21 protein-coding genes are annotated in these 22,154 nt (G+C 40.4%); 20 read left to right on the forward strand and 1 reads right to left on the reverse strand.

Annotation, left to right across the window (positions count from 1 at the left end):
• The first annotated feature begins 411 nt into the window (after positions 1-411).
• The 17 genes from CRO56_RS15470 (at position 412) to spoVM (ending at position 18,277) form a co-directional block, all read left to right on the forward strand.
• On the forward strand, positions 412-3,090 hold the full coding sequence (locus CRO56_RS15470) for a calcium-transporting P-type ATPase, PMR1-type (RefSeq protein ID WP_097159530.1): 2,679 nt from the start codon (positions 412-414) through the stop codon (positions 3,088-3,090).
• Positions 3,091-3,211: 121 nt separating this feature from the next.
• Positions 3,212-4,090, forward strand: a complete 879-nt coding sequence (locus CRO56_RS15475; RefSeq protein WP_097159647.1) for a YicC/YloC family endoribonuclease — start codon at positions 3,212-3,214, stop codon at positions 4,088-4,090.
• 55 nt (positions 4,091-4,145) lie between these two features.
• Positions 4,146-4,409 carry an extracellular matrix/biofilm regulator RemA gene (gene remA, locus CRO56_RS15480; RefSeq protein ID WP_097159531.1) on the forward strand — a complete coding sequence of 88 codons (264 nt, stop codon included), beginning with the start codon at positions 4,146-4,148 and terminating at the stop codon, positions 4,407-4,409.
• Between the two features lie 9 nt (positions 4,410-4,418).
• A complete protein-coding gene (gene gmk, locus CRO56_RS15485) occupies positions 4,419-5,039 on the forward strand; it encodes a guanylate kinase (protein ID WP_097159532.1) in 621 nt (206 codons plus the stop codon).
• 1 nt (position 5,040) lies between these two features.
• Complete coding sequence (gene rpoZ / locus CRO56_RS15490) at positions 5,041-5,241, forward strand: DNA-directed RNA polymerase subunit omega (protein ID WP_097159533.1); 201 nt, start codon at positions 5,041-5,043, stop codon at positions 5,239-5,241.
• A gap of 79 nt (positions 5,242-5,320) precedes the next feature.
• On the forward strand, positions 5,321-6,529 hold the full coding sequence (gene coaBC / locus CRO56_RS15495) for a bifunctional phosphopantothenoylcysteine decarboxylase/phosphopantothenate--cysteine ligase CoaBC (RefSeq protein WP_097159534.1): 1,209 nt from the start codon (positions 5,321-5,323) through the stop codon (positions 6,527-6,529).
• A 5-nt stretch (positions 6,530-6,534) separates the two neighbouring features.
• Positions 6,535-8,943, forward strand: coding sequence for a primosomal protein N' (priA, locus tag CRO56_RS15500; protein WP_097159535.1), 2,409 nt, complete (start codon positions 6,535-6,537; stop codon positions 8,941-8,943).
• Positions 8,944-8,960: 17 nt separating this feature from the next.
• The gene (def, locus tag CRO56_RS15505; protein WP_097159536.1) at positions 8,961-9,455 is read left to right on the forward strand and encodes a peptide deformylase; all 495 of its coding nucleotides are present in this window, start codon (positions 8,961-8,963) and stop codon (positions 9,453-9,455) included.
• Positions 9,452-10,402, forward strand: coding sequence for a methionyl-tRNA formyltransferase (fmt, locus tag CRO56_RS15510; protein WP_097159537.1), 951 nt, complete (start codon positions 9,452-9,454; stop codon positions 10,400-10,402). The genes def and fmt overlap by 4 nt, the downstream gene beginning before the upstream one ends.
• On the forward strand, positions 10,395-11,732 hold the full coding sequence (gene rsmB / locus CRO56_RS15515) for a 16S rRNA (cytosine(967)-C(5))-methyltransferase RsmB (protein ID WP_097159538.1): 1,338 nt from the start codon (positions 10,395-10,397) through the stop codon (positions 11,730-11,732). The genes fmt and rsmB overlap by 8 nt, the downstream gene beginning before the upstream one ends.
• Before the next feature lie 4 nt (positions 11,733-11,736).
• Positions 11,737-12,837: a dual-specificity RNA methyltransferase RlmN gene (rlmN, locus tag CRO56_RS15520; RefSeq protein ID WP_097159539.1), complete on the forward strand. Its 1,101-nt coding sequence runs from the start codon at positions 11,737-11,739 to the stop codon at positions 12,835-12,837.
• A 4-nt stretch (positions 12,838-12,841) separates the two neighbouring features.
• Entirely contained in the window at positions 12,842-13,603 is a 762-nt protein-coding gene (locus CRO56_RS15525; RefSeq protein ID WP_097159540.1) for a Stp1/IreP family PP2C-type Ser/Thr phosphatase, read from the forward strand.
• Entirely contained in the window at positions 13,600-15,558 is a 1,959-nt protein-coding gene (gene pknB, locus CRO56_RS15530) for a Stk1 family PASTA domain-containing Ser/Thr kinase (protein WP_097159541.1), read from the forward strand. The genes CRO56_RS15525 and pknB overlap by 4 nt, the downstream gene beginning before the upstream one ends.
• 19 nt (positions 15,559-15,577) lie before the next feature.
• On the forward strand, positions 15,578-16,459 hold the full coding sequence (gene rsgA / locus CRO56_RS15535) for a ribosome small subunit-dependent GTPase A (RefSeq protein WP_097159542.1): 882 nt from the start codon (positions 15,578-15,580) through the stop codon (positions 16,457-16,459).
• A gap of 2 nt (positions 16,460-16,461) precedes the next feature.
• Positions 16,462-17,130: a ribulose-phosphate 3-epimerase gene (gene rpe / locus CRO56_RS15540; RefSeq protein ID WP_097159543.1), complete on the forward strand. Its 669-nt coding sequence runs from the start codon at positions 16,462-16,464 to the stop codon at positions 17,128-17,130.
• 316 nt (positions 17,131-17,446) lie between these two features.
• Complete coding sequence (locus tag CRO56_RS15545; protein WP_097159544.1) at positions 17,447-18,097, forward strand: thiamine diphosphokinase; 651 nt, start codon at positions 17,447-17,449, stop codon at positions 18,095-18,097.
• 99 nt (positions 18,098-18,196) lie between these two features.
• Positions 18,197-18,277: a stage V sporulation protein SpoVM gene (gene spoVM / locus CRO56_RS15550; RefSeq protein ID WP_097159545.1), complete on the forward strand. Its 81-nt coding sequence runs from the start codon at positions 18,197-18,199 to the stop codon at positions 18,275-18,277.
• 114 nt (positions 18,278-18,391) lie between these two features.
• On the opposite strand, the gene rpmB is transcribed toward spoVM, so the two are convergent.
• Entirely contained in the window at positions 18,392-18,580 is a 189-nt protein-coding gene (gene rpmB, locus CRO56_RS15555; RefSeq protein WP_097159546.1) for a 50S ribosomal protein L28, read from the reverse strand.
• A gap of 271 nt (positions 18,581-18,851) precedes the next feature.
• On the opposite strand from rpmB, the gene CRO56_RS15560 reads away from it, so the two are divergent.
• The 3 genes from CRO56_RS15560 to sdaAB all read left to right on the forward strand — a co-directional run bounded on the left by CRO56_RS15560 (position 18,852) and on the right by sdaAB (position 22,098).
• Positions 18,852-19,214, forward strand: coding sequence for an Asp23/Gls24 family envelope stress response protein (locus CRO56_RS15560; protein ID WP_097159547.1), 363 nt, complete (start codon positions 18,852-18,854; stop codon positions 19,212-19,214).
• Positions 19,215-19,230: 16 nt separating this feature from the next.
• The gene (locus tag CRO56_RS15565; RefSeq protein WP_097159548.1) at positions 19,231-20,901 is read left to right on the forward strand and encodes a DAK2 domain-containing protein; all 1,671 of its coding nucleotides are present in this window, start codon (positions 19,231-19,233) and stop codon (positions 20,899-20,901) included.
• A 534-nt stretch (positions 20,902-21,435) separates the two neighbouring features.
• On the forward strand, positions 21,436-22,098 hold the full coding sequence (gene sdaAB / locus CRO56_RS15570; RefSeq protein ID WP_097159549.1) for an L-serine ammonia-lyase, iron-sulfur-dependent subunit beta: 663 nt from the start codon (positions 21,436-21,438) through the stop codon (positions 22,096-22,098).
• Positions 22,099-22,154: the final 56 nt, after the last annotated feature.

The raw sequence follows: 22,154 nt of genomic DNA on the forward strand, positions 1-22,154 counted from the left end.
CCTTTTATTTAGTAAGGCTTTTTTAAGCCCAAGTCTTGATATTTTCAGTAGCTAACGCAGTATTTAACGGACATGTGTTCCGCTATTTGTGACAAATAGGGTGATTTTCAAAATTATAGGACATAGGTTCCGCTATTTTAGCAAATAACAGCAATTTTCGGCTGATTTTCGATAAATAACGTATCGTATGTCCTATCGTATCCTCAAAATAGCCATTTTTATTAAAATAACGGATCCTATGTCCGATGCGAATACAAGTAATAAATGTAAAGAAGCAAATGTACAAACATACAGAGCGTAACCGCACACTTCCGCTTTCACAATTATTATAGCATTTTTTTGGACGAGTCTGAATAAGTATCCAAGAGAAGGACTACTCTTTTTCTGTTGAGGAGGGACGTGAGAAACTATATGAAATTTCATGAAATGCCAGTAGATGATCTTGAAAGAAGTCTTGCTACCAATTTTGAAAGAGGACTATCGAATGACGAGGTGAAAAAAAGAAGAAAGCAACACGGATATAACGAATTAGAAGAGGGAGAGAAACAGTCGGCCCTTCTCCTGTTTTTTAGCCAATTTAAAGATTTTATGGTATTGGTGCTTCTCGGAGCTACCCTAATATCAGGGCTGCTCGGTGAGTATGTCGATGCCATTGCGATTATGGCGATTGTGTTATTGAATGGATTCTTAGGATTTTTCCAAGAGAGAAAAGCCGAGAAATCGCTGCAGGCCCTGAAGGAGTTATCGGCTCCGCAAGTAATGGTACTGCGGGATGGCGACTGGATTAAAGTTCTGTCTAAAGAGATAGTTCCTGGAGATATTATTAGATTTGGTGCAGGGGATCGGATTGGAGCAGATACAAGACTGATTGAAGCGAAAAGTTTGGAGATAGAAGAATCCGCTTTGACTGGAGAGTCCGTTCCGGTTGAAAAAAATGTTGCACCGATTCGTGAATCGAAGCTATCGATTGGCGATATGTACAATATGGCGTTTATGGGCACATTGGTGACGAGAGGTTCTGGAGTTGGGGTAGTTGTTTCAACTGGAATGAAAACAGCGATGGGACAAATTGCCGATCTCCTCCAGTCGGCAGAATCAACAATGACGCCATTACAAAGACGGCTAGAAGAGCTAGGTAAAATTTTGATCTTGACTGCCCTGCTCTTGACTGCGCTTGTTGTAGTCGTTGGGATTATCCAGGGACATGATTTATATACGATGTTTTTTGCAGGGGTAAGCTTAGCTGTGGCAGCGATACCAGAAGGACTGCCCGCGATTGTCACAGTTGCATTGTCCCTTGGCGTTCAGAAAATGATTAAACGAAACGCAATTGTTCGTAAGCTTCCTGCGGTTGAAACTTTAGGCTGTGCATCCGTTATTTGTTCCGATAAAACAGGAACAATGACACAAAACAAAATGACCGTTACAAAACTATGGAGCGGCGGCAAAATGTGGGGAGTAAGCGGACAAGGGTATGAACCGGCTGGAGAATTCTTAGACGGTGATCGTTCTGTTCAGCCAAACAGTGAAAAATCATTTCAGCAGCTGTTAACCTTTGGGATGCTTTGTAATCATGCTGAACTAAAAAATGATGGGGACCATTATTATCTCGATGGCGATCCTACAGAAGGAGCTATGCTGGTTGCTGCAATGAAAGCAGGGTTAACCAGGAAAAGTCTCAAAACTCAATTTAAAATAGTCCATGAGTTTCCGTTTGATTCCGAGAGAAAAATGATGAGTGTGATTGTTGAAGACCGGAACGGGAAAAAATTTGTAGTAACTAAAGGGGCACCTGATGTACTTTTAAAAGTTAGTGATTCCATTCTGTACGACAATAAGCTTCAGTATTTATCAGAAGCATTGAGGAAAAATGTCGTACAAGCTATTGAATCAATGGCTGAACAGGCATTACGTACGATTGCAGTTGCTTTTAAACCGCTGCAAACGGGGACATACCCGCTTCATGAGATGGAGGCAGAGAAAGATTTAACGCTTGTCGGTTTACAGGGAATGATTGACCCGCCGCGGCCAGAAGTTAGAGAGGCAGTTAAACAATGTAAGAAGGCTGGTATCCAAACCGTCATGATTACAGGTGACCACGCGATCACAGCCAGAGCAATTGCGAAACAGCTTGGTCTGCTTACAAATCAAAGTCTAGTATTAGAGGGCTACCAATTAAATGATATGTCCGTTGAGGAACTTGAAGAAGTGGTGGAGAAGACAACGGTGTTTGCCCGGGTTTCTCCAGAACACAAACTTAAAATCGTAAAAGCATTCCAAAACCGTGGACATATTGTCGCGATGACAGGTGACGGTGTCAATGATGCTCCTGCAATCAAAGCAGCTGATATCGGTGTTGCCATGGGTATTACAGGAACTGATGTAGCGAAAGAGGCGTCTTCTCTAGTTCTCTTAGATGATAATTTCACAACGATTAAAGCAGCGATTGAAGAAGGCCGAAATATATATGAAAACATCCGTAAATTTATTCGCTATCTGTTAGCCTCCAATGTTGGAGAAATTTTGGTCATGCTTTTTGCGATGCTGCTAGCATTACCGCTTCCGCTAGTACCGATTCAAATTTTATGGGTGAACCTTGTAACAGACGGGTTACCAGCGATGGCGCTTGGTCTCGACCCATCCGAAGAAGATGTAATGAACCGGAAACCAAGACATCCAAAAGAAGGCGTTTTTGCTAGAGGCTTGGGCTGGAAGGTTGTTTCTAGAGGATTCTTAATTGGAATCGTTACGTTAATGGCCTTCATGATTGCCTACCAGGGTCAGACGGAAAACTTAAAGTATGCCCAAACCGTTGCTTTTGCAACATTAGTAATGGCGCAGCTAATCCATGTATTTGATTGCCGCAGCGATACTTCTGTATTTGCCAGGAATCCGTTTGAAAACAAATACCTCGTTGGAGCAGTAATTTCATCCCTGATTTTAATGCTGATTGTCATCTATTATCCACCGCTTCAAACCGTGTTCCATACAGTGGCGATTGATGTGAAAGATTGGCTTTTAATCACTGGTTTAGCTGCGATTCCTACGTTTGTTTGGATGGGATCACATTTTACAAGAAAATCAGTTTGATATATGGTATAATCCAAAAGGTAGTAGAACTTGTTCTATTACCTTTTTTCTATTCGCATCGATTCCAATATTTTGTTATCATAAATGGGTCGATTTTATGGTGAAAAAGGTTGTGAAGAGTATGATAAAGAGTATGACGGGATTCGGGAGCAGCACAAAAGAATCTGAATCCTTTCAAGTCACCGTTGAACTAAAAGCAGTGAATCATCGTTTTTGTGAAATAAACCTAAGAATCCCCCGTTCTTTTCTTCATATAGAGGATCAGATGAAGAAGAGAATTCAAGGCTTTATTCATCGCGGGCGGATCGAAGGCTTTATCAATATCGAGGGAGAAGGTCTCATCGCAAAGACTTTAAAGGTAGATTGGACGCTTTTAGATCAATATGTTCATGCACTCCATCAAGTGAAAAATCAATACTCGATCCCAGAAGAAGTCAGTCTTTCCCATGTTTTAAAACAGGAGGGAATTTTACAGTTACAAGAGACCGAAGATCATTCCCTAAAAGAAGTAGAGGAAATGCTTCTTTTATGTGCCGATGAAGCGGCCCAGGCGCTGCTTTCGATGAGAAGGCGTGAAGGGGGAGAATTGAAAAAGGTACTGATTCAATACATAGATGAACTAAAGCGTAGTTTTAAAAATCTTGAACAATTAGCACCAAAAGTTGTTCAACATTATAAAGAACGGCTTGAAAAGAAAGTGAAGGAACTTTATACGGGTCCAGTTGATGAAAATCGGCTATTACAAGAGGTCGTTATTTTTTCGGATAAGGCAGATATTAGTGAAGAAATAACAAGGTTAATGAGTCACTGCGGCCAATTTCTTCAGTCACTCGAATTGAATGAGCCTGTTGGGAGAAAGCTTGACTTTCTAATTCAAGAAATGAATCGAGAAGTTAACACAATCGGTTCAAAAGCAAATGACCAACAAATCGCTCAAAATGTGGTAGAATTGAAATCAATTCTTGAAAAAATGCGGGAACAAGTTCAAAATATCGAATAACAAGAATATTTGCTCATTATTCGGGCAAACTATTCTATTAGAATTAGGAGGGCCTATGGGGATACAATTAATTAATATCGGCTTTGGAAACATCGTATCTGCCAATCGATTAATCTCTATTGTTAGTCCTGAATCAGCTCCAATTAAGCGTTTAATACAAGATGCACGTGATCGGAATATGCTTATTGATGCTACATACGGAAGACGAACACGAGCAGTTTTGATTATGGATTCAGACCATGTAATTCTCTCAGCTGTTCAACCCGAAACTGTAGCAAGTCGATTGGTGGACAGAGATGAGATCGTGGATGAAGGGTAGGTACATTAGATGAAAGGCAAAAAAGGTCTATTAATCGTTTTATCAGGCCCATCTGGAGTTGGAAAAGGGACAGTAAGAAAAGCGATTTTTTCAAAAGAAGACACAGAATATGAATATTCCATATCGGTAACGACCAGAAAACCGCGTCAAGGCGAGATGGATGGAGTCGATTACTTTTTTAAATCTCGCGAAGAATTTGAAAGGATGATTGAACGCGGTGAGCTTTTAGAATATGCCGAATACGTCGGAAATTATTACGGCACGCCTGTTGATTATGTCCGAAAGACATTAGATGCAGGGAAGGATGTATTTTTAGAAATTGAAGTCCAGGGTGCAAAACAAGTAAGAGAAAAATTCCCGGAAGGACTGTTTATTTTTCTTGTTCCCCCAAGCCTTCGTGAGCTAAAGTCACGCATAACTGGACGCGGGACGGAAACAGAAGAAATTATTCAAAATCGGATGCAGGCTGCCAAAGAAGAGCTATTATTAATGAATTTATATGATTATGTGGTCGTCAATGATAAAATAGAATCTGCATGCAATACCATAAATGCCATCGTTAAGGCCGAGCATTGCCGGCGTGAACGTGTAGAAAAAATATATAAAGAAATGTTAGGAGTGCATGAATAGCATGTTATATCCATCAATTGATTCGCTTTTACAAAAAATAGATTCAAAATACTCTTTAGTTACGATTGCTTCTAAAAGAGCACGCAAATTAAACCTGAATGAAGAACTGCCTTTGTTAGATAAGTATGTTTCACATAAAAGTGTAGGGAAAGCACTTGAAGAAATTTACAGCGGCGATTTAAAAATGGCAACTAAAGAGTAGGCACATCACAGGGTCTGACCCCGCAATTTTGACTTGTGGGATCAGACCCCTTTCATTCTTTCCTAAAGGGGTAGTCAAGATGATAAAAAAGAATATTCTCTTATGTGTTTCAGGCGGAATAGCGGTTTACAAAGGTGCTGCTTTGACGAGTAAGCTGACCCAGGCTGGTTTTAATGTAAGGGTCATTATGACGAAGAGTGCCCAGGAATTTGTAACGCCTCTTACCTTTCAGGCACTTTCCAGACAGGCCGTTTATACAGATACGTTTGCCGAAAAAGACCCTCAGGTTATTTCTCATATTGACTTAGCAGAATGGGCAGATCTTATCGTGGTGGCTCCGGCAACCGCAAACGTAATCGGAAAGATTGCAAATGGAATCGCTGATGATATGTTAACAACTACGCTTCTTGCTTCCACCGCACCGGTTTGGATTGCACCGGCGATGAATGTACATATGTATGAACATCCTGCCGTTCGAAGGAATATGGAAATCCTTAAAGACTATGGCTATTCCTTTGTGGAACCAAATGAAGGCTATTTGGCGTGCGGATATGTCGGAAAAGGCAGATTGGCAGAACCTGAAGAAATTGTAGAAAAAATTAAAGCCGCACTATTAGGCGAGGCTCAAAAAGACTTACCTTTAAAAGGAAGAAAGATTTTGGTAACCGCTGGTCCAACGAAAGAATTGATCGATCCCGTACGTTACTTAACGAATCGGTCCAGCGGGAAAATGGGCTATTCGATTGCAGAGGAAGCTTCCCGATTAGGTGCAGAGGTAACCTTAGTATCTGGTCCAGTCAGTCTGCCAGTCCCGGAAAAAGTGAACCTGGTTAGAGTAGAGTCTGCCGAAGAAATGTACAACGCGGTAATAGCGAGATTTGCGGAACAAGATGTAGTAATCAAGAGTGCGGCAGTAGCTGATTACCGGCCATCCACAGTGTTTGATCAGAAACTTAAGAAGCAGGAAAGCATCCTTACCTTTACGCTTGAAAAAACAAAGGATATTTTAAAAGAGTTAGGAAAAATGAAAACCCATCAAATCCTCGTTGGTTTTGCAGCTGAAACCAACGATGTAGAAGTATATGCAATGAAAAAATTAAAGGAAAAGAACCTTGATTTGATCGTAGCTAATGATGTCACGGAAACAGGAGCAGGGTTTGAAGGGGATACAAACATTGTAACTCTGCTAGATTCGAATGGCCACAGAGAGTCCCTGCCGATTCTTTCTAAAAACAAAGTGGCTCAGAAGATATTGGAGAAAGTGATAGAGCTCTTAAAAGGTAGGTGATCCAAGTGAAAGTAGCGAAGGTCATTGTCGACGTCCCAGCTGCTCAAACAGACCATACATTTTCCTATCGATTCCCAGAAGTATGGGTAGACCTGATCGTTCCAGGAATCAGGGTCGTTGTCCCATTTGGACCAAGAAAGATTCAAGGAATTGTGGTAGAAACTTTAACAGAAGAAGACGAAAATTTATCTACTAAACTAAAAAGTATTGAAGAACCCCTTGACCTGACGCCAGTCTTTACACCGGAACTTCTTCAATTAGCTGCCTGGTTATCAGAGGAAACCCTTTGTTTTCAGGTTGCAGCGTTACAGGCAATGCTTCCCGCAGCAATGAAAGCCAAGTATCAAAAAAAGATCGTGTACAACGAGATGGAGATCCCGGAAGAGCTGCAGGAGCTTTTTAAGAATCGGAAGGAAGCAAGCTGGGAAAGAGCGATGGAATTAAACATAGTTCCCTTGCTCCAAAAAAAAGCTAAAACGCATGAGCTTGATATCGTGTATGAAGTAAAAGAAAAAAATAGGAAAAAGAAAGTGAAAATGATCCGTTCCAAAGCAGGTAAAGAAAAGCTGCAGGAACTGATTATTACTTTGCCCCCTCAAGCGAGCAAACAAAAAGAATTGCTTCAATTTTTTCTGACCCGTAATGAAAGTGTTACGCTGCAGGAATTAAAAGAATACGGATTCAGTTCACAATCGATTCGTTCTTTAGTAGAAAAAGACGTTCTCGAAGAACAAAGTGTTGAAGTATATCGGGACCCATTCGAACATAAAACATTTGAACCGACTGAACCTTTACCTTTAACAGATGAACAGCAAGCAGCGATTGCACCGATTCTCCAGGCTGTAGAGGAGAATAAATTTGAAACGTTTCTATTATATGGGGTAACTGGGAGCGGAAAGACAGAAGTCTATTTGCAAACGATTCAGGAGGTATTAAAACAAGGAAAAGAGGCAATCGTCCTCGTTCCTGAAATTTCCTTAACTCCCCAGATTGTCGCCCGGTTTAAGGGGCGGTTTGGCGATCAGGTCGCTGTTTTACATAGCGGACTTTCGATTGGCGAAAAATATGATGAGTGGAGAAAGATTCATAGAAAAGAAGTAAAAGTAGCAGTAGGCGCACGATCCGCGATCTTTGCACCTTTTGACAATCTCGGTGTCATTATTATTGATGAGGAGCATGAAAGCAGTTATAAACAGGAGGAAAATCCTCGTTATCATGCAAGGGATGTAGCAAAAAAACGCGGAGCTTATCATCAATGCCCCATTATTTTAGGAAGTGCGACACCATCACTCGAATCGTTTGCAAGAGCGCAAAAAGGGGTGTATACCTTATTGCAGCTCACCAAACGCATGAACAATCGCGATCTTCCTTCAGTTGAGATTGTTGATATGCGCAATGAATTGCGGGATGGGAATCGCTCGATGTTTTCAAAAAAACTGGTAGAGCTTCTGCAAGACCGTTTAGATAAACATGAGCAAACGGTCTTATTTTTAAATAAAAGAGGGTATTCTTCATTTGTCATGTGCCGTGATTGCGGATACGTCATGAATTGCCCGTATTGTGATTTATCAATGACTTATCATCGCGCTACATCCGACATGAAATGCCATTACTGCGGCTACCATTCCCATGTGCCGGCTACCTGTCCAGAATGCTCAAGCAAACATATCCGCTATTTTGGTACCGGTACGCAAAAGGTAGAAGAGGAATTGGGACGATTGTTTCCTGAGGCCAGAGTAATCCGAATGGATGTCGATACAACCGGGAGAAAAGGGGCACATGAAAAATTGTTATCGGCATTTGAACGGGGAGAAGCAGATATATTATTAGGAACTCAGATGATTGCTAAGGGACTTGATTTTCCGAATATTACATTGGTGGGTGTGTTAACGGCTGATACGATGCTTCATCTTCCAGACTTCCGCGCATCCGAAAGAACATTTCAGCTTCTTACCCAAGTAAGCGGCAGGGCGGGCCGGCATGACAAGCCAGGAGAAGTGATTATTCAAACGTACACGCCTGAGCACTATAGTATCCTTTTGAGCGGAAAACAGGACTTTCTGGAGTTTTATCAAAGAGAAATGATGACAAGGAAGCAGTTTCAATATCCTCCATTTTATTATTTAGCACTTATCCATATTAGTCATGAAGATGTATTAAAAACGGCAAGTATTGCTGAAAATATCTCACATTATTTACAAAAACATTTAAGCTCCTCGAGTATTATCTTAGGTCCTGTGGCTTCTCCTATTGCCAGGATCAATAATAGATATCGATATCAATGTCTGATAAAATACAAACGGGAACCAGAACTTATGTATCATTTAAAGAAAATAGTGCATCAATTTCAGGAAGATACACGAAAAAATGGGGTGTATGTATCAGTAGACGTACAGCCTTATGTACTTATGTAGAAGTAGGTGAACAATTTTTGACTGTCAAACCGATTATCATGCATCCAAACCCGTTACTTGAGCAGAAATGTAAACGGGTAGATAAATTTGATTCAAAGCTGCAACGATTAATCCGAAATATGTTTGATACGATGTATGAAGCCGATGGAGTTGGCCTGGCAGGTCCGCAAATCGGTGTATTAGAACAAATAGCTGTCGTAGATGCTGATGAAGAAATAGGGCCAATCGTACTTATAAATCCTGAAATCTACGACCAAACTGGAGAAGAACTGGGAGTCGAGGGCTGTCTAAGTATTCCTTCAGTATATGGAGAAGTACTCCGATCTGAATCGATAAAAGTAAAGGCTGTTGATGTAAAAGGACGTCCATTTGATTTGAATGCTTCAGGCTTTGTAGCAAGAGCGATCCAGCATGAAATCGACCATCTTCAAGGGATTCTTTTTACATCGAAAGTCGTTCGGTATGTGAAGGAAGAAGAGTTAGAAGAGTTAGTAGAGGAGGGTAACGAATGACTAGAATCGTTTTTATGGGGACACCAGATTTTTCTGTGCCAGTTTTAGAAAAGTTACTGGAACACAATTATCAGGTAGTTGGCGTGGTTACCCAGCCAGACCGGCCAGTTGGCCGTAAAAAAGTGTTAACTCCACCTCCTGTAAAAATCGCTGCAGAGAAGCATGGGATACCGGTCTACCAGCCAGAAAAAATACGGGCAGAGTATCACGATATTTTAAACCTTGAACCTGATTTAATTGTAACGGCAGCATATGGCCAAATCGTCCCAAATGAAGTCCTCGAATATCCTTCATATGGCTGTATCAATGTACATGCTTCTTTACTTCCAGAGTTAAGAGGCGGAGCACCGATTCATTATGCGATATTGCAGGGTAAAGAAAAAACCGGTGTAACCATTATGTATATGGCTGAAAAACTGGATGCCGGTGATATGATTGCAAAGATAGAAGTGCCAATTTTAGAGACTGACCATGTCGGGACCCTTCACGATAAATTAAGTGAGGCAGGTGCTAACCTTTTAGCTGAAACGATTCCTTCTATTATAAATAGGACGGCAGAGGTGACTCCTCAAGACCATACAAAAGCGACATTTGCTCCTAATATAAAACGAGAGCAAGAAGAGATTGACTGGAGCCGGTCTGGGGAAGACATCTATAACCATATCCGCGGTCTCTATCCATGGCCTGTGGCATTTACAATTTTTCACGGAGAAGTCTGGAAAATATGGTGGGGAGAAAAAGTACATAACTTGGAATCCAATGATCATTCAGGGACTATCTTAGCAATCGAAGCAAATGGAATTGTTGTGAAAACAGGAAATGAAACCGCAATTAGGATAACAGAACTGCAAGTTTCTGGTAAAAAGAGAATGTCTGCATCTGAATTTTTAAGAGGAATCGCGGATAAATTAGCAATCGGAATGAGGCTAGGAAGAGAACATGACTAAACCGAATGTTCGTTTCGCTTGTTTAAATCTGCTGACAACTATTGATAAAGAACAAGCTTACAGTAATATTGTGCTGCAGCGGGAATTAGACAAAGGCGACTATTCAGCGAAAGATAAAGCATTGCTTACCGAAATTTTATATGGGACGCTCCAGCGGAAATTAAGCTTAGACTTCTTTTTAGAACCTTTTATTAAAGGGAAAAAAGTGAAAGGCTGGGTCCGCTGGCTCCTGCGTCTAACTTTGTACCAGATTGTCTTTTTAGATAAGATTCCGGAAAGAGCTGCAATTTATGAAGCAGTTGAAATTGCAAAGAAAAGAGGAAACAAATCCATTGCAGGATTTGTAAACGGGGTTTTGCGATCGGTTGGACGGGAAGGGATCAGGGATATCAAAAGTATTGAAGACCCTGTACAGAGACTCGCGATTGAAACAAGTCATCCGGTATGGCTTGTGAAAAGATGGATTGCTCAGTGGGGGATGGAAGAAACCGAGAAAATGTGCCGGGAAAATTTAATGGCTCCTGTTCAAACGGCACGGGTTAACCTTAATCGGGTTTCCCGTGAAGATGCTCTTCAAAAACTGAAAGAAGAAGGCTTTGCGGCTGAACCAAGCCCGCTGCTAAAAGAAGCGATCCGTATGGTCAAAGGGTCCATTGTAAAAAGTACTCTGTTTCAAGAAGGCTATGTCACGATCCAGGACGAAAGTTCGATGCTGCCCGCGTATGCTCTTGGCGTAGAAGACAATATGATTATTTTAGATGCCTGTGCAGCACCTGGCGGGAAAACCACCCATATTGCGGAAAAACTTCATCAGACAGGGAAGGTTCATTCTTTTGATATCCACGATCATAAAGTACAGCTAATCAAAGATAATGTAAATCGGCTTCAATTAAAAAATGTTGAGGCTGAGCAAGGGGATAGCAGGCAAATTCAAAATCGATTTGCCGATCAAACATTTGATCGAATTTTAGTGGATGCACCTTGTTCAGGATTTGGGGTTCTGAAACGAAAGCCAGAAGCGAAATACGAAAAAGAAGAAAAAGATATCCTTCAGCTGCAAAAAGTTCAATTAGAAATTTTAAACGCAGTTGCGCAACTTTTAAAACAAAATGGTATTCTAGTCTATAGTACTTGTACAATAGATATGGATGAAAACCACGAAACAGTAAGAGCATTTCTACAAAGTCAATCAGATTATGTTCTAGATGAATCAGTTAAAAGCAGAGTTCCGGATGCATTCCAGCCTTTTGTAAAAGAAGGCGAGCTTCAGTTACTCCCTCATACATTGAACACAGATGGATTTTTTGTAGCAGCATTTAGAAGAAGGTGAGACCATGGAACAGCAAACAGTTGAAAAAAAGAAAAAGGCTGGAATCAATCCTAAGCCCGAAAAACCATCGATTTATTCTCTTCCCTTTAATGAACTAAAAATATGGGTACAAGAACAAGGAGAAAAATCATTTCGTGCCGAACAATTATACGATTGGCTTTATCTCAAAAGGGTAGATGATTTCGATGAGATGACGAATCTGCCTAAATCGTTTAGAGAAAGGCTGCATGCTTCATTTACGTTGACAAGTTTAAAAACGATTATCCAACAGACATCAAAGGATGGAACGATTAAATTTTTATTTGAATTACAGGATGGATATTCGATTGAAACGGTCTTAATGAGACATGAATACGGAAATTCAATCTGTGTCACTACTCAAGTGGGCTGCCGCATTGGCTGTACGTTTTGTGCGTCGACGTTAGGCGGCTTGAAAAGGAATCTCGAAGCTGGCGAAATTGTTTCCCAGGTTCTAAAGGTGCAAAAAGCTTTAGATGCAACGAATGAACGGGTAAGTCATGTTGTGGTGATGGGAATTGGCGAGCCATTTGATAACTATGAGTCTCTTCTCTCTTTCCTAAAGGTCATTAACGAGGATAAAGGACTTAACATTGGTGCCAGACATATAACCGTTTCTACTTCAGGAATTATTCCCAAAATATATCAATTTGCAGATGAGAATTTACAAATCAATTTTGCCATCTCTCTGCACGCACCTAATACAGACTTAAGGTCTAAGTTAATGCCAATCAATCGTGCTTATAAATTGCCTGATTTGATGGAAGCAATTAAGTATTATATTAATAAAACCGGAAGACGAGTCAGTTTTGAATATGGGCTATTTGGCGGAGAAAATGATCAGGTTGAACATGCTGAAGAATTAGCAGCATTAGTTAAAGGAATTAAATGTCATATTAACTTAATTCCTGTAAACTATGTACCAGAAAGAAATTATGTTCGAACACCGAAAGAACAAATCTTTCAATTTGAAAAAGTCCTAAAAAATCATGGAATCAACGTTACCATTCGAAGAGAACAAGGACATGATATTGACGCAGCATGTGGACAGTTACGAGCGAAGGAGCGTAAAGAAGAGACGAGGTGAAGGGATGAAAGCGGTATTTAAAACGGACCGTGGACGTGTAAGGCCTCATAACGAAGACAATGGGGGAGTATTTGCAGCGGGGAACAACCTCCTTTTAGCTGTAGTAGCTGATGGGATGGGAGGTCATCGTGCAGGTGATGTAGCCAGTAAAATGGCAGTTCAGCGGCTGCGGGAACTTTGGGAAGAGTCAGTCATTGATTCTCATCCTGAAGAAGCCGAAAAATGGTTAATTGATGCCATTCAAACCGTAAACAGGCATTTATATAAACACGCGAATCAGAATGAAGAGTGTCAAGGGATGGGGACAACAATGGTTGCTGCAGTTTGCAATGACTCTTTTGCTACTGTAGCCAACATCGGTGACAGCAGATGTTATATATTCAATGAATTAGGTTTCTCGCAGTTTACAGAAGACCATTCCTTAGTAAATGAACTTGTTCGGACCGGGCAAATTTCCAAACAGGATGCAGAACATCACCCAAGAAGAAATGTAATTTTCAGATCTCTGGGAACTGAAGAAAAGGTAGTCGTAGATGTGAAAACAATTACCTTTGAACAAGGTGATTATTTATTATTATGTTCTGACGGCCTTTCTGATAAGGTGTCCGATCTAAATTTAAAACAGGCGCTGGAATCTCACGAAATGCTGGAAGAGCAAGCTGAACAGCTAATTACACTGGCTAATGAAAACGGCGGGGAAGACAATATAACCATTATCATTGTGAAAAATGACGAAGAAGACTTACGGAGCGGGGAACTATCATGATTATCGGAAAACGAATAAGCGGTCGTTATAAAATCATCCAGATGATTGGCGGCGGAGGCATGGCTAATGTTTATTTAGCTCATGACATGATTTTAGATCGCGATGTAGCCATTAAAATCTTGAGGATGGACTTTTCAGATAATGAGAATTTTATACGCCGTTTTCATAGAGAAGCTCAGTCAGCTACGAGTCTAGCTCATCCTAATATTGTCAGTATTTATGACGTAGGCGAAGAGGACGACATCTATTATATTGTGATGGAATATGTTGAAGGGATGACCTTAAAGCAATATATTCAGCTGCATTCTCCATTATCAGTTCATAAAGTCATAGAAATTATGGAACAATTAGCTTCTGCGATTGCCCATGCGCATCAGAATCATATTGTTCACCGTGATATTAAGCCTCAAAATATATTAATAGACAAACACGATGTTGTGAAAATAACGGACTTTGGCATTGCCATGGCTATAAGTGCAACGGCTATTACCCAAACAAACTCAGTACTGGGAACTGTTCATTATCTGTCTCCAGAGCAGGCAAGAGGCGGGATGGCCAATAAAAAATCGGATATATATTCTCTGGGGATTGTGATGTTTGAATTACTGACAGGAAGACTGCCGTTTTCAGGGGAATCAGCTGTTTCGATTGCATTAAAACATTTGCAAAATGAAACACCATCCGTTAAGGGTTTGAATCCGAATATTCCCCAAAGTGTGGAAAATATAGTGTTAAAGGCAACAGCAAAAGACCCTTTCCATCGGTATGAATCGGCTGAAGAGTTAGCGGATGATCTAAAAACCGCTTTAGACCCTGACAGAATGAATGAAAAACCTTTTATTGTGCCTAAAGACGGGGAAACAACGAAAGCAATTCCCATTTTAAAAAATAATAAACAGATTACTAACATGGATGAAACCATTCCCCGGAATGATCGGAGTCCGCAAAATCCTCAAAAGGAGCCAGTTAAGAAAAAGAAAAAATGGCCATGGGTGCTTGGTATTACTTTATTCTTTTTACTTGTAGGGGGCTTGCTGGCCTATGCAATTCTCCCAGGAATGTTAGCACCCGATCTAATCGAGGTTCCAGAAGTCTCAGAAAAAACCGTCAGTGAAGCTATGAATGAGCTTGTTTCAGCGGGCTTTAAAATTGGTGAAACTGAGGAGATTCATGATGAAACGATTGAGGAAGGTTTAGTTGTTAAGACCGATCCGCGTGCTGGTACAAAGTTGAAAAAAGGTTCAGAGATTATTATTTACGAGAGTTTGGGAAAAGAAACCTATAAGCTACCAGACTATGTCGGAAAGCAATATGAAAGTGTTCGTCAAGTGTTAGAGGACAAAGGATTCGAAGATGAAGATATTGAGGTTATCGAAGAATTTTCTGATCAGCTGGAAGGGACCATCATTGACCAGGAACCTCGTGCAGATGAAGAAGTCATCCCTGGAGAAACTATTCTTTTTTTTACTGTAAGTAAAGGTCCCGAAAAAATAGAATTAAAGGATTTCACGGGCTACTCTCAAACAGAGCTTACAACCTACGCCAATACTCATGAGCTTATTTTAAACATAACAGAAGAGTTTGATGATGAAATTCCACAAGGGGAAGTCATTTCACAAGATCCAAAGCCAGGCACAATGGTTGAGAAGGGTACGACAATAAATGTAGTAATTTCCAAAGGGAAAGAAGAAATTCCGCCTAAAGAAGAAACGGTTGAGGTCACGATTTCATATAAGGTGGACGAAGAAAATCAAACCAATGAACCGCAGCTTGTGCAAATATATATCGAAGATATGAATCATAATATTACGGAACTCGCTGAAGAATTTGAAATTACAAAAGACACGCCACATAAGATTACTTTACTTATTCCGTATGGAGGAAAAGCAGTATACCAAATTAGAAGAGATAATGAAGTCATTTTAGAAGAAACCCGTGAGTATCCGGCTGAATAAAAATAATAGGAGTGATGCTATGCCTGAAGGTAAGATCATGAAAGCGTTAAGCGGATTTTATTATGTCGCTAGTGATGATAAAATCTATCAATGCAGGGGTCGGGGAGTGTTTAGAAAGAATAAGGTGACTCCTTTAGTTGGTGATATGGTCGAATTCCAGGCTGAAAATGAGTTGGAGGGCTATATTTTAGATGTGAAGGAACGAAAAAATGAATTAGTACGTCCTCCTATTTCAAATGTGGATCAGGCTATAATTACATTTTCATGTTTAGAGCCAAGTTTTAATTCTGTTTTGCTGGACCGGTTCCTAGTGTTAATTGAATCAAAACAGATTCATCCTGTAATATGTATTACCAAAATCGATTTAGTCGATAAAAGCACCCAGCAAGAACTTGACCAATATGCAGAGGATTACCGGAAAATAGGGTATGATTGGATTGTCACATCTTCTAAAGAAAAATTAGGACTAGATCAATTGACCCCTTATTTAAAAGAGAAGACAAGTGTGGTGGCAGGACAATCGGGTGTAGGAAAATCATCGCTTCTGAATGCGATTAATCCAAAACTGGAACTAAAAACGAATGATATCTCTGCCCATTTAGGCAGAGGGAAGCATACAACCCGACATGTCGAACTGCTTTCCATTGCGGAGGGGTTCGTAGCAGACACTCCAGGTTTTAGTTCGCTCGAGTTTGATGAAATCGAACTGGATGAGCTCTCATCATGCTTTCCAGAATTCTTGTCAGCGAGTGAATCCTGTAAATTTAGAGGCTGCCATCATATGAATGAGCCAAAATGTGCAGTTAAGCTAGGGGTTGAACAAGGAGATATCCCTTCCTATCGATATCAGCACTACCTATCCTTTTACCAGGAAATCAAAGATAGAAAGCCGAGGTACTAGCCATGAATGCGATCAAAGTAGCTCCTTCGATTCTTTCAGCTGATTTTGCCAGGCTGGGTGAAGAAGTAAAAGCACTGGAAAACTTGGGAGCGGATTGGATTCATGTGGATGTCATGGATGGCCATTTTGTTCCAAATATAACAATGGGCCCTCTTGTAGTGGAAGCCCTTAAGCCGATTACAAAGCTTCCATTAGACGTACATCTCATGATCGAGCATCCAGAAAGCTTTTTAGAGCAATTTGTTCGGGCCGGAGCTGATTCCATTTCCGTGCATGTCGAGACTTGTACCCATCTTCACAGGGTAGTCCAATCAATCAATCAACTCGGCGTAAAAAGCGGGGTTGTTTTAAATCCGGCAACCCCTATCGAAATGATTCAGCATGTAATCGATGAGGTTGATTTTGTCTTATTAATGACAGTTAATCCGGGGTTTGGGGGACAGCCATTTATCCATCAGGTTTTGCCAAAAATTAAAAAACTGCGTGATCTGGCTCATTCAATCGGGAAAGAGCTGGATATTGAGGTGGATGGCGGCATTACCGAAGAGACTGCCCAGCTGTGCCGGGATGCGGGTGCCACTATTTTGGTTGCAGGGTCCGCCATTTTTGGGGCAAACGATCGCCGAGCAGCCATTCATGCAATTCGAGGAGAAACGTCAGCCATTAGCTGATGTTTTTCTATTTTTAAAATCAATCTGTTATCATAATGATTGTTGTTTTTATATAATTAAATTTTAACGGAAGAACCGCTCATTCAGACACGGCTGGCTTTGAATTTATCAAACCTGTCCAAATACGCGCTTGATTCGGACACGCCTGGCTTTGAAATGAGTAAACCTGTCCGAATACGTGCTTGATTCGGACTCGATTGACCTTGAATTCATTAAATCTGTCCGAATTCACCCCTACGATGGACACAAATTCGTATTAAGATTAAAAAGGTTTACGAAACGAGTTTAGTTAAAAATTACAAGGGAGGTGGCTCCTTTGAAGCTTGCGATCATGGCTGGCGGGCCGATTGATCATATTCCCGAAAAAGAAGAATTAAGGAATCTTCCAAAAGATACAAAATGGATTGGAATAGACCGGGGTGTGTTAACTTTATTTAATTACGGTATTTTTCCTGAAATAGCAGTTGGGGATTTTGATTCTGTCCAAGAGGAAGAAATGAAGCTAATTGACCAAAATGTACGTTATATCGAAACGGCCCAACCTGAAAAAGATGAAACCGATATGGAGCTTGCCCTAAATTGGGCAATCCAACAAAATCCTTCTTCCCTCTATATATTTGGAGCAACCGGGAAAAGACAAGACCATCAAATCGCTAATATGTATTTGCTTATAAAAATATTAGAGAAGCTTCCGCAGTGCCAGACGGAAATAAGGGACCGATGGAATCAAATTTCATTGTATAAACCCGGAACCTATCAGGTCGAACAAACAGATTTTACGTATATTTCATTCATCCCAATCTCAGAAGATATTCTTTCTCTCACACTTATAGGATTTAAATATGAACTAAAAAATAGGCATATTTCTTTTGGATCTACATTATGTATAAGTAATGAACTCATTGAACCTATTGGTACTTTTTCTTTTAATAATGGCATATTAATGATGATAAGGAGTAAGGATTAAATTCCTCTTACATTTGGGTGGATGTGTACCCAAATGTGATTACTGGAATAAGATGTGGGTAAGGGAATTGAAGTGCGAGTTGATGAGGAGGGACTTATCATGAAATTTTACACGATTAAGCTTCCGAAGTTTCTTGGCGGAATCATTAGAGCAATGCTGGGAACCTTCAAGAAAAATTAAAGATCGGGTTGGCATTGATAAAATATGGCCTTAAGTTCGATAAAGTCTGCTGCATGAATATCAGAAAATAAAAACCCCCTTGCAAACTTGCGAGGGGGTTTTACCTTATAAGCATTAAACGCGTTCTACTTTGCCTGATTTTAATGCACGAGCAGAAACATATACCTTTTTAGGTTTTCCGTTAACTAGGATACGAACCTTTTGTAAATTCGCGCCCCATTTACGTTTGTTTGCGTTCATAGCATGTGAACGAGCATTGCCGAAGCTCGCCTTTTTACCTGTTACTACACATTTTTTTGGCATAATTATTCCCTCCCTATATCAAGATGACATGAGTACAAGTCATTCAATTTTTCACAGTATGGAGATACTAATATAATTTATCACAATGGTGCAGGCATTTCAACAGGAAGCTTTAAAGAAAAATTACTTGACATATAACCTAGTTCATTGGCTAAATAGAAAATGATGTTATAACCCAATAATATCGTGTTTTCTTTATTTGTCTTTTATTACATTGGGTATTATAGTAAAATGAGTGTAACCAAGCAGTAATGACGAAGGGGGCGTAAACATGTCCATTGAGTTAAAAACGAAGTACGGTCATATCGATATATCCAACGAAGTCATTGCTACAATTGCAGGAGGAGCTGCAGTTGACTGCTATGGAATTGTTGGAATGGCTTCTAAAAAGCAATTAAAAGATGGGATCGCAGAAATTTTAAAAAAGGAAAATTTCGCGAAGGGAATCGTCGTGAGACAAGAAGGCGATCAAGTACATATTGATATGTATATTATAGTTAGCTACGGTACTAAAATTTCGGAAGTAGCACATAACGTACAAACAAAGGTGAAGTATACATTGAATAAAACGGTAGGACTTGAAGTCGACTCCGTTAATATCTTCGTGCAAGGTGTGCGCGTTTTGAACCCGTAGTGAGGAGGAAGTTTTTGTGACAATTAAGGTGTTAGACGGATTAAGGTTTGCTGAAATGATCAGGCAAGGTGCAAATCATTTATCCACAAACGCTAAAGCAGTTGATGCATTAAATGTGTTCCCGGTACCTGATGGGGATACGGGGACTAACATGAATTTATCGATGACTTCAGGCGCTAAAGAAGTCAAAAATAACACCCAAGCACATATTGGCAAAGTAGGTCAGGCTTTGTCTAAAGGCTTACTCATGGGTGCAAGAGGGAATTCAGGTGTGATTCTTTCCCAATTATTCAGAGGCTTTTCTAAGGCGATTGAGCAGAAGGAAACCATTACTGCTCGAGATTTTTCGCATGCTCTTGAAGCTGGTGTAGAAACCGCTTACAAGGCGGTTATGAAGCCTGTTGAAGGAACGATCCTTACCGTTGCAAAAGATGCTGCCAAAAAAGCAGTCGAAACAGCCAAAACGGAAACAGACCTGATTAAAGTTATGGAAGCAGTAGTCAAGGAAGCAAAAGCTTCATTAGCGCGCACTCCTGATTTACTGCCTGTTTTAAAAGAAGTTGGCGTTGTAGACAGCGGCGGTCAAGGTCTTGTTTATGTGTATGAAGGCTTCTTAGCAGAGCTTAAAGGCGAAAAGCTGTCTGATACGCCGGTCGAACCGTCAATGAATGAATTGGTAGAGCTCGAACATCATAAAAGTGTTCAAAGCCATATTTCTACTGAAGATATTGAATTTGGTTATTGTACGGAATTCATGGTGCGCTTTGAAGAGGATAAAGTAAAAGCCCATCCGTTTAAAGAAGACCAATTCCGATTAGATCTAAGCCGCCACGGGGATTCCCTTCTAGTTATCGCAGATGATGAAATTGTGAAGGTTCACGTCCATGCTGAGCATCCTGGAGAAGTATTATCTTATGCCCAGCGGTATGGAAATCTTATCAATATTAAAATAGAAAATATGAGAGAGCAGCATTCAAATATTGTTGGGAATCAAACATCTCCAGCAAAGCCTGAAGCCAAAAAAGAAAAAATCGATTTCGGAATTGTAACAGTGGCAATGGGATCTGGAATCTCTGAGCTCTTTAGAAGTATTGGAGCACACGCCGTTATTGAAGGCGGCCAAACGATGAACCCGAGTACCGAGGATATTGTTAAAGCTATTCAAGAAGTTAATGCAAAACAAGTAATCATTTTGCCAAATAATAAAAACATCGTCCTAGCCGCTGAACAAGCGGCAGAGGTTGTTGATATTCCGGTTGAAGTCGTTAAAACCAAAACTGTTCCGCAAGGATTATCTGCTTTGCTTGCTTTCAACCCTACTGTCTCATTGGAAGAAAACAAGATCAATATGGAAGAAGCAACAGAACACGTAAAAACTGGACAAGTGACGCATTCAGTCCGAGATACAGTCATCGACGGTCTTGAGTTAAAGACAGGAGATTTCATGGGGATTGCAGATGGAAGCATAAAAGTAAAATCTTCCGAAAAACAGGAAGCAGCCATTCAGCTTTTAAAAGAGATGATGGATGAGGACTCTGAAATTTTAACGATCCTAGTTGGGGAAGAGGCAACTGATGAAGAGGTTGACCAAGTCGTTCAGTTTGCAGAAGAACATTTTGAAGATGTAGAAATTGAAGTTCATCAGGGCAATCAGCCGTTATATCCATTTATTTTTTCAATAGAATAAGAAAAGCGGAATCGCCTTGAACAGGCCTGATTGGTGCCGGAGCCTCCGGCGAAGAAGCTTTTTTTTGCTTCTGCAGGAGGAGGCGAAGCGCTCGAGCGTCGCACGCGATGGAGCTAGACATCTAACAAGGTTCAGAAATTTACATTCTATATATAAAAGACAGAATAGAAGGGGAAGCCCTTCTATTCCGTCTGTAATGGGATATTTTTCACGATATTTTACGAATTATGCAGTAAAACCAGAACTATCGTTTGTTTGAAAAAATATGATAATAGTAGGATAACCGTGTTACAATGAAATGAATTAATTGGTTTTGTTCTTTAAGTATAAAATTTTAGCAAAGAAGTAAATTCGACGGAGTGAAAATTTTTAGGAATAAGGTACGGACGGGCAGGAGACATGAGTCGGGCTATACATCCGGACGTGGCGTTTCGAGCGTGATAAGTGCAACTGCGTCTCTGTCTTCGTCTTTGGCAAGGCTCGCTAATCGACGAGTTTTCTTTATCAGTCTTACAGGGGAATGGGGGAGAAAGAATGAAATACAAAAGTGTTTTTGATATCATTGGACCTGTTATGATAGGGCCATCTAGCTCACATACAGCTGGAGCTGCCAGAATCGGCAGAATGGCCAGAAGTTTATTTGGCCGTGAGCCTAAATGGGTAAATATTTATTTATATGGATCTTTTGCTCAAACCTATAAAGGTCATGGAACAGATGTGGCGATTGTAGGAGGATTGCTAGATTTCGATACCTTTGATGAACGGATTATTGAATCAATAAAAATAGCAGAGCATAACGGGATGGAAATCAAGTTTATCGAAGAAGAGGCAATCATGGATCATCCAAATACAGCAAAAATCCATCTTGGGGACGATGAAGGGGAATTAGAGATTGTGGGAATTTCGATTGGCGGCGGCAAAATCGAGATTACTGAAATAAATGGATTCGACCTAAGAATAACAGGGCACGATCCCGCCATTATCGTTTTGCATCATGACCGATTCGGTGTGATTGCAAACGTATCTAATGTTCTCGCAAGGCATGAAATCAATATTGGCCATATGGATGTTTCACGAAAAGAAAAAGGGAAGCTAGCCTTAATGACGATTGAAGTGGATCAATTCATAGAGGACCCTGTTCTTGATGAAATATCTAAGCTTCCCAACGTCTTGAAAGTCACTAGAATTGTGGACTAACACATAAAAGGAAATAGCGTGCATCTCATAATTTTATACTTTCACTAAGTGAAAAA

Source organism: Bacillus oleivorans, from assembly GCF_900207585.1.
Classification (GTDB): Bacteria; Bacillota; Bacilli; order Bacillales; family JC228; genus Bacillus_BF; species Bacillus_BF oleivorans.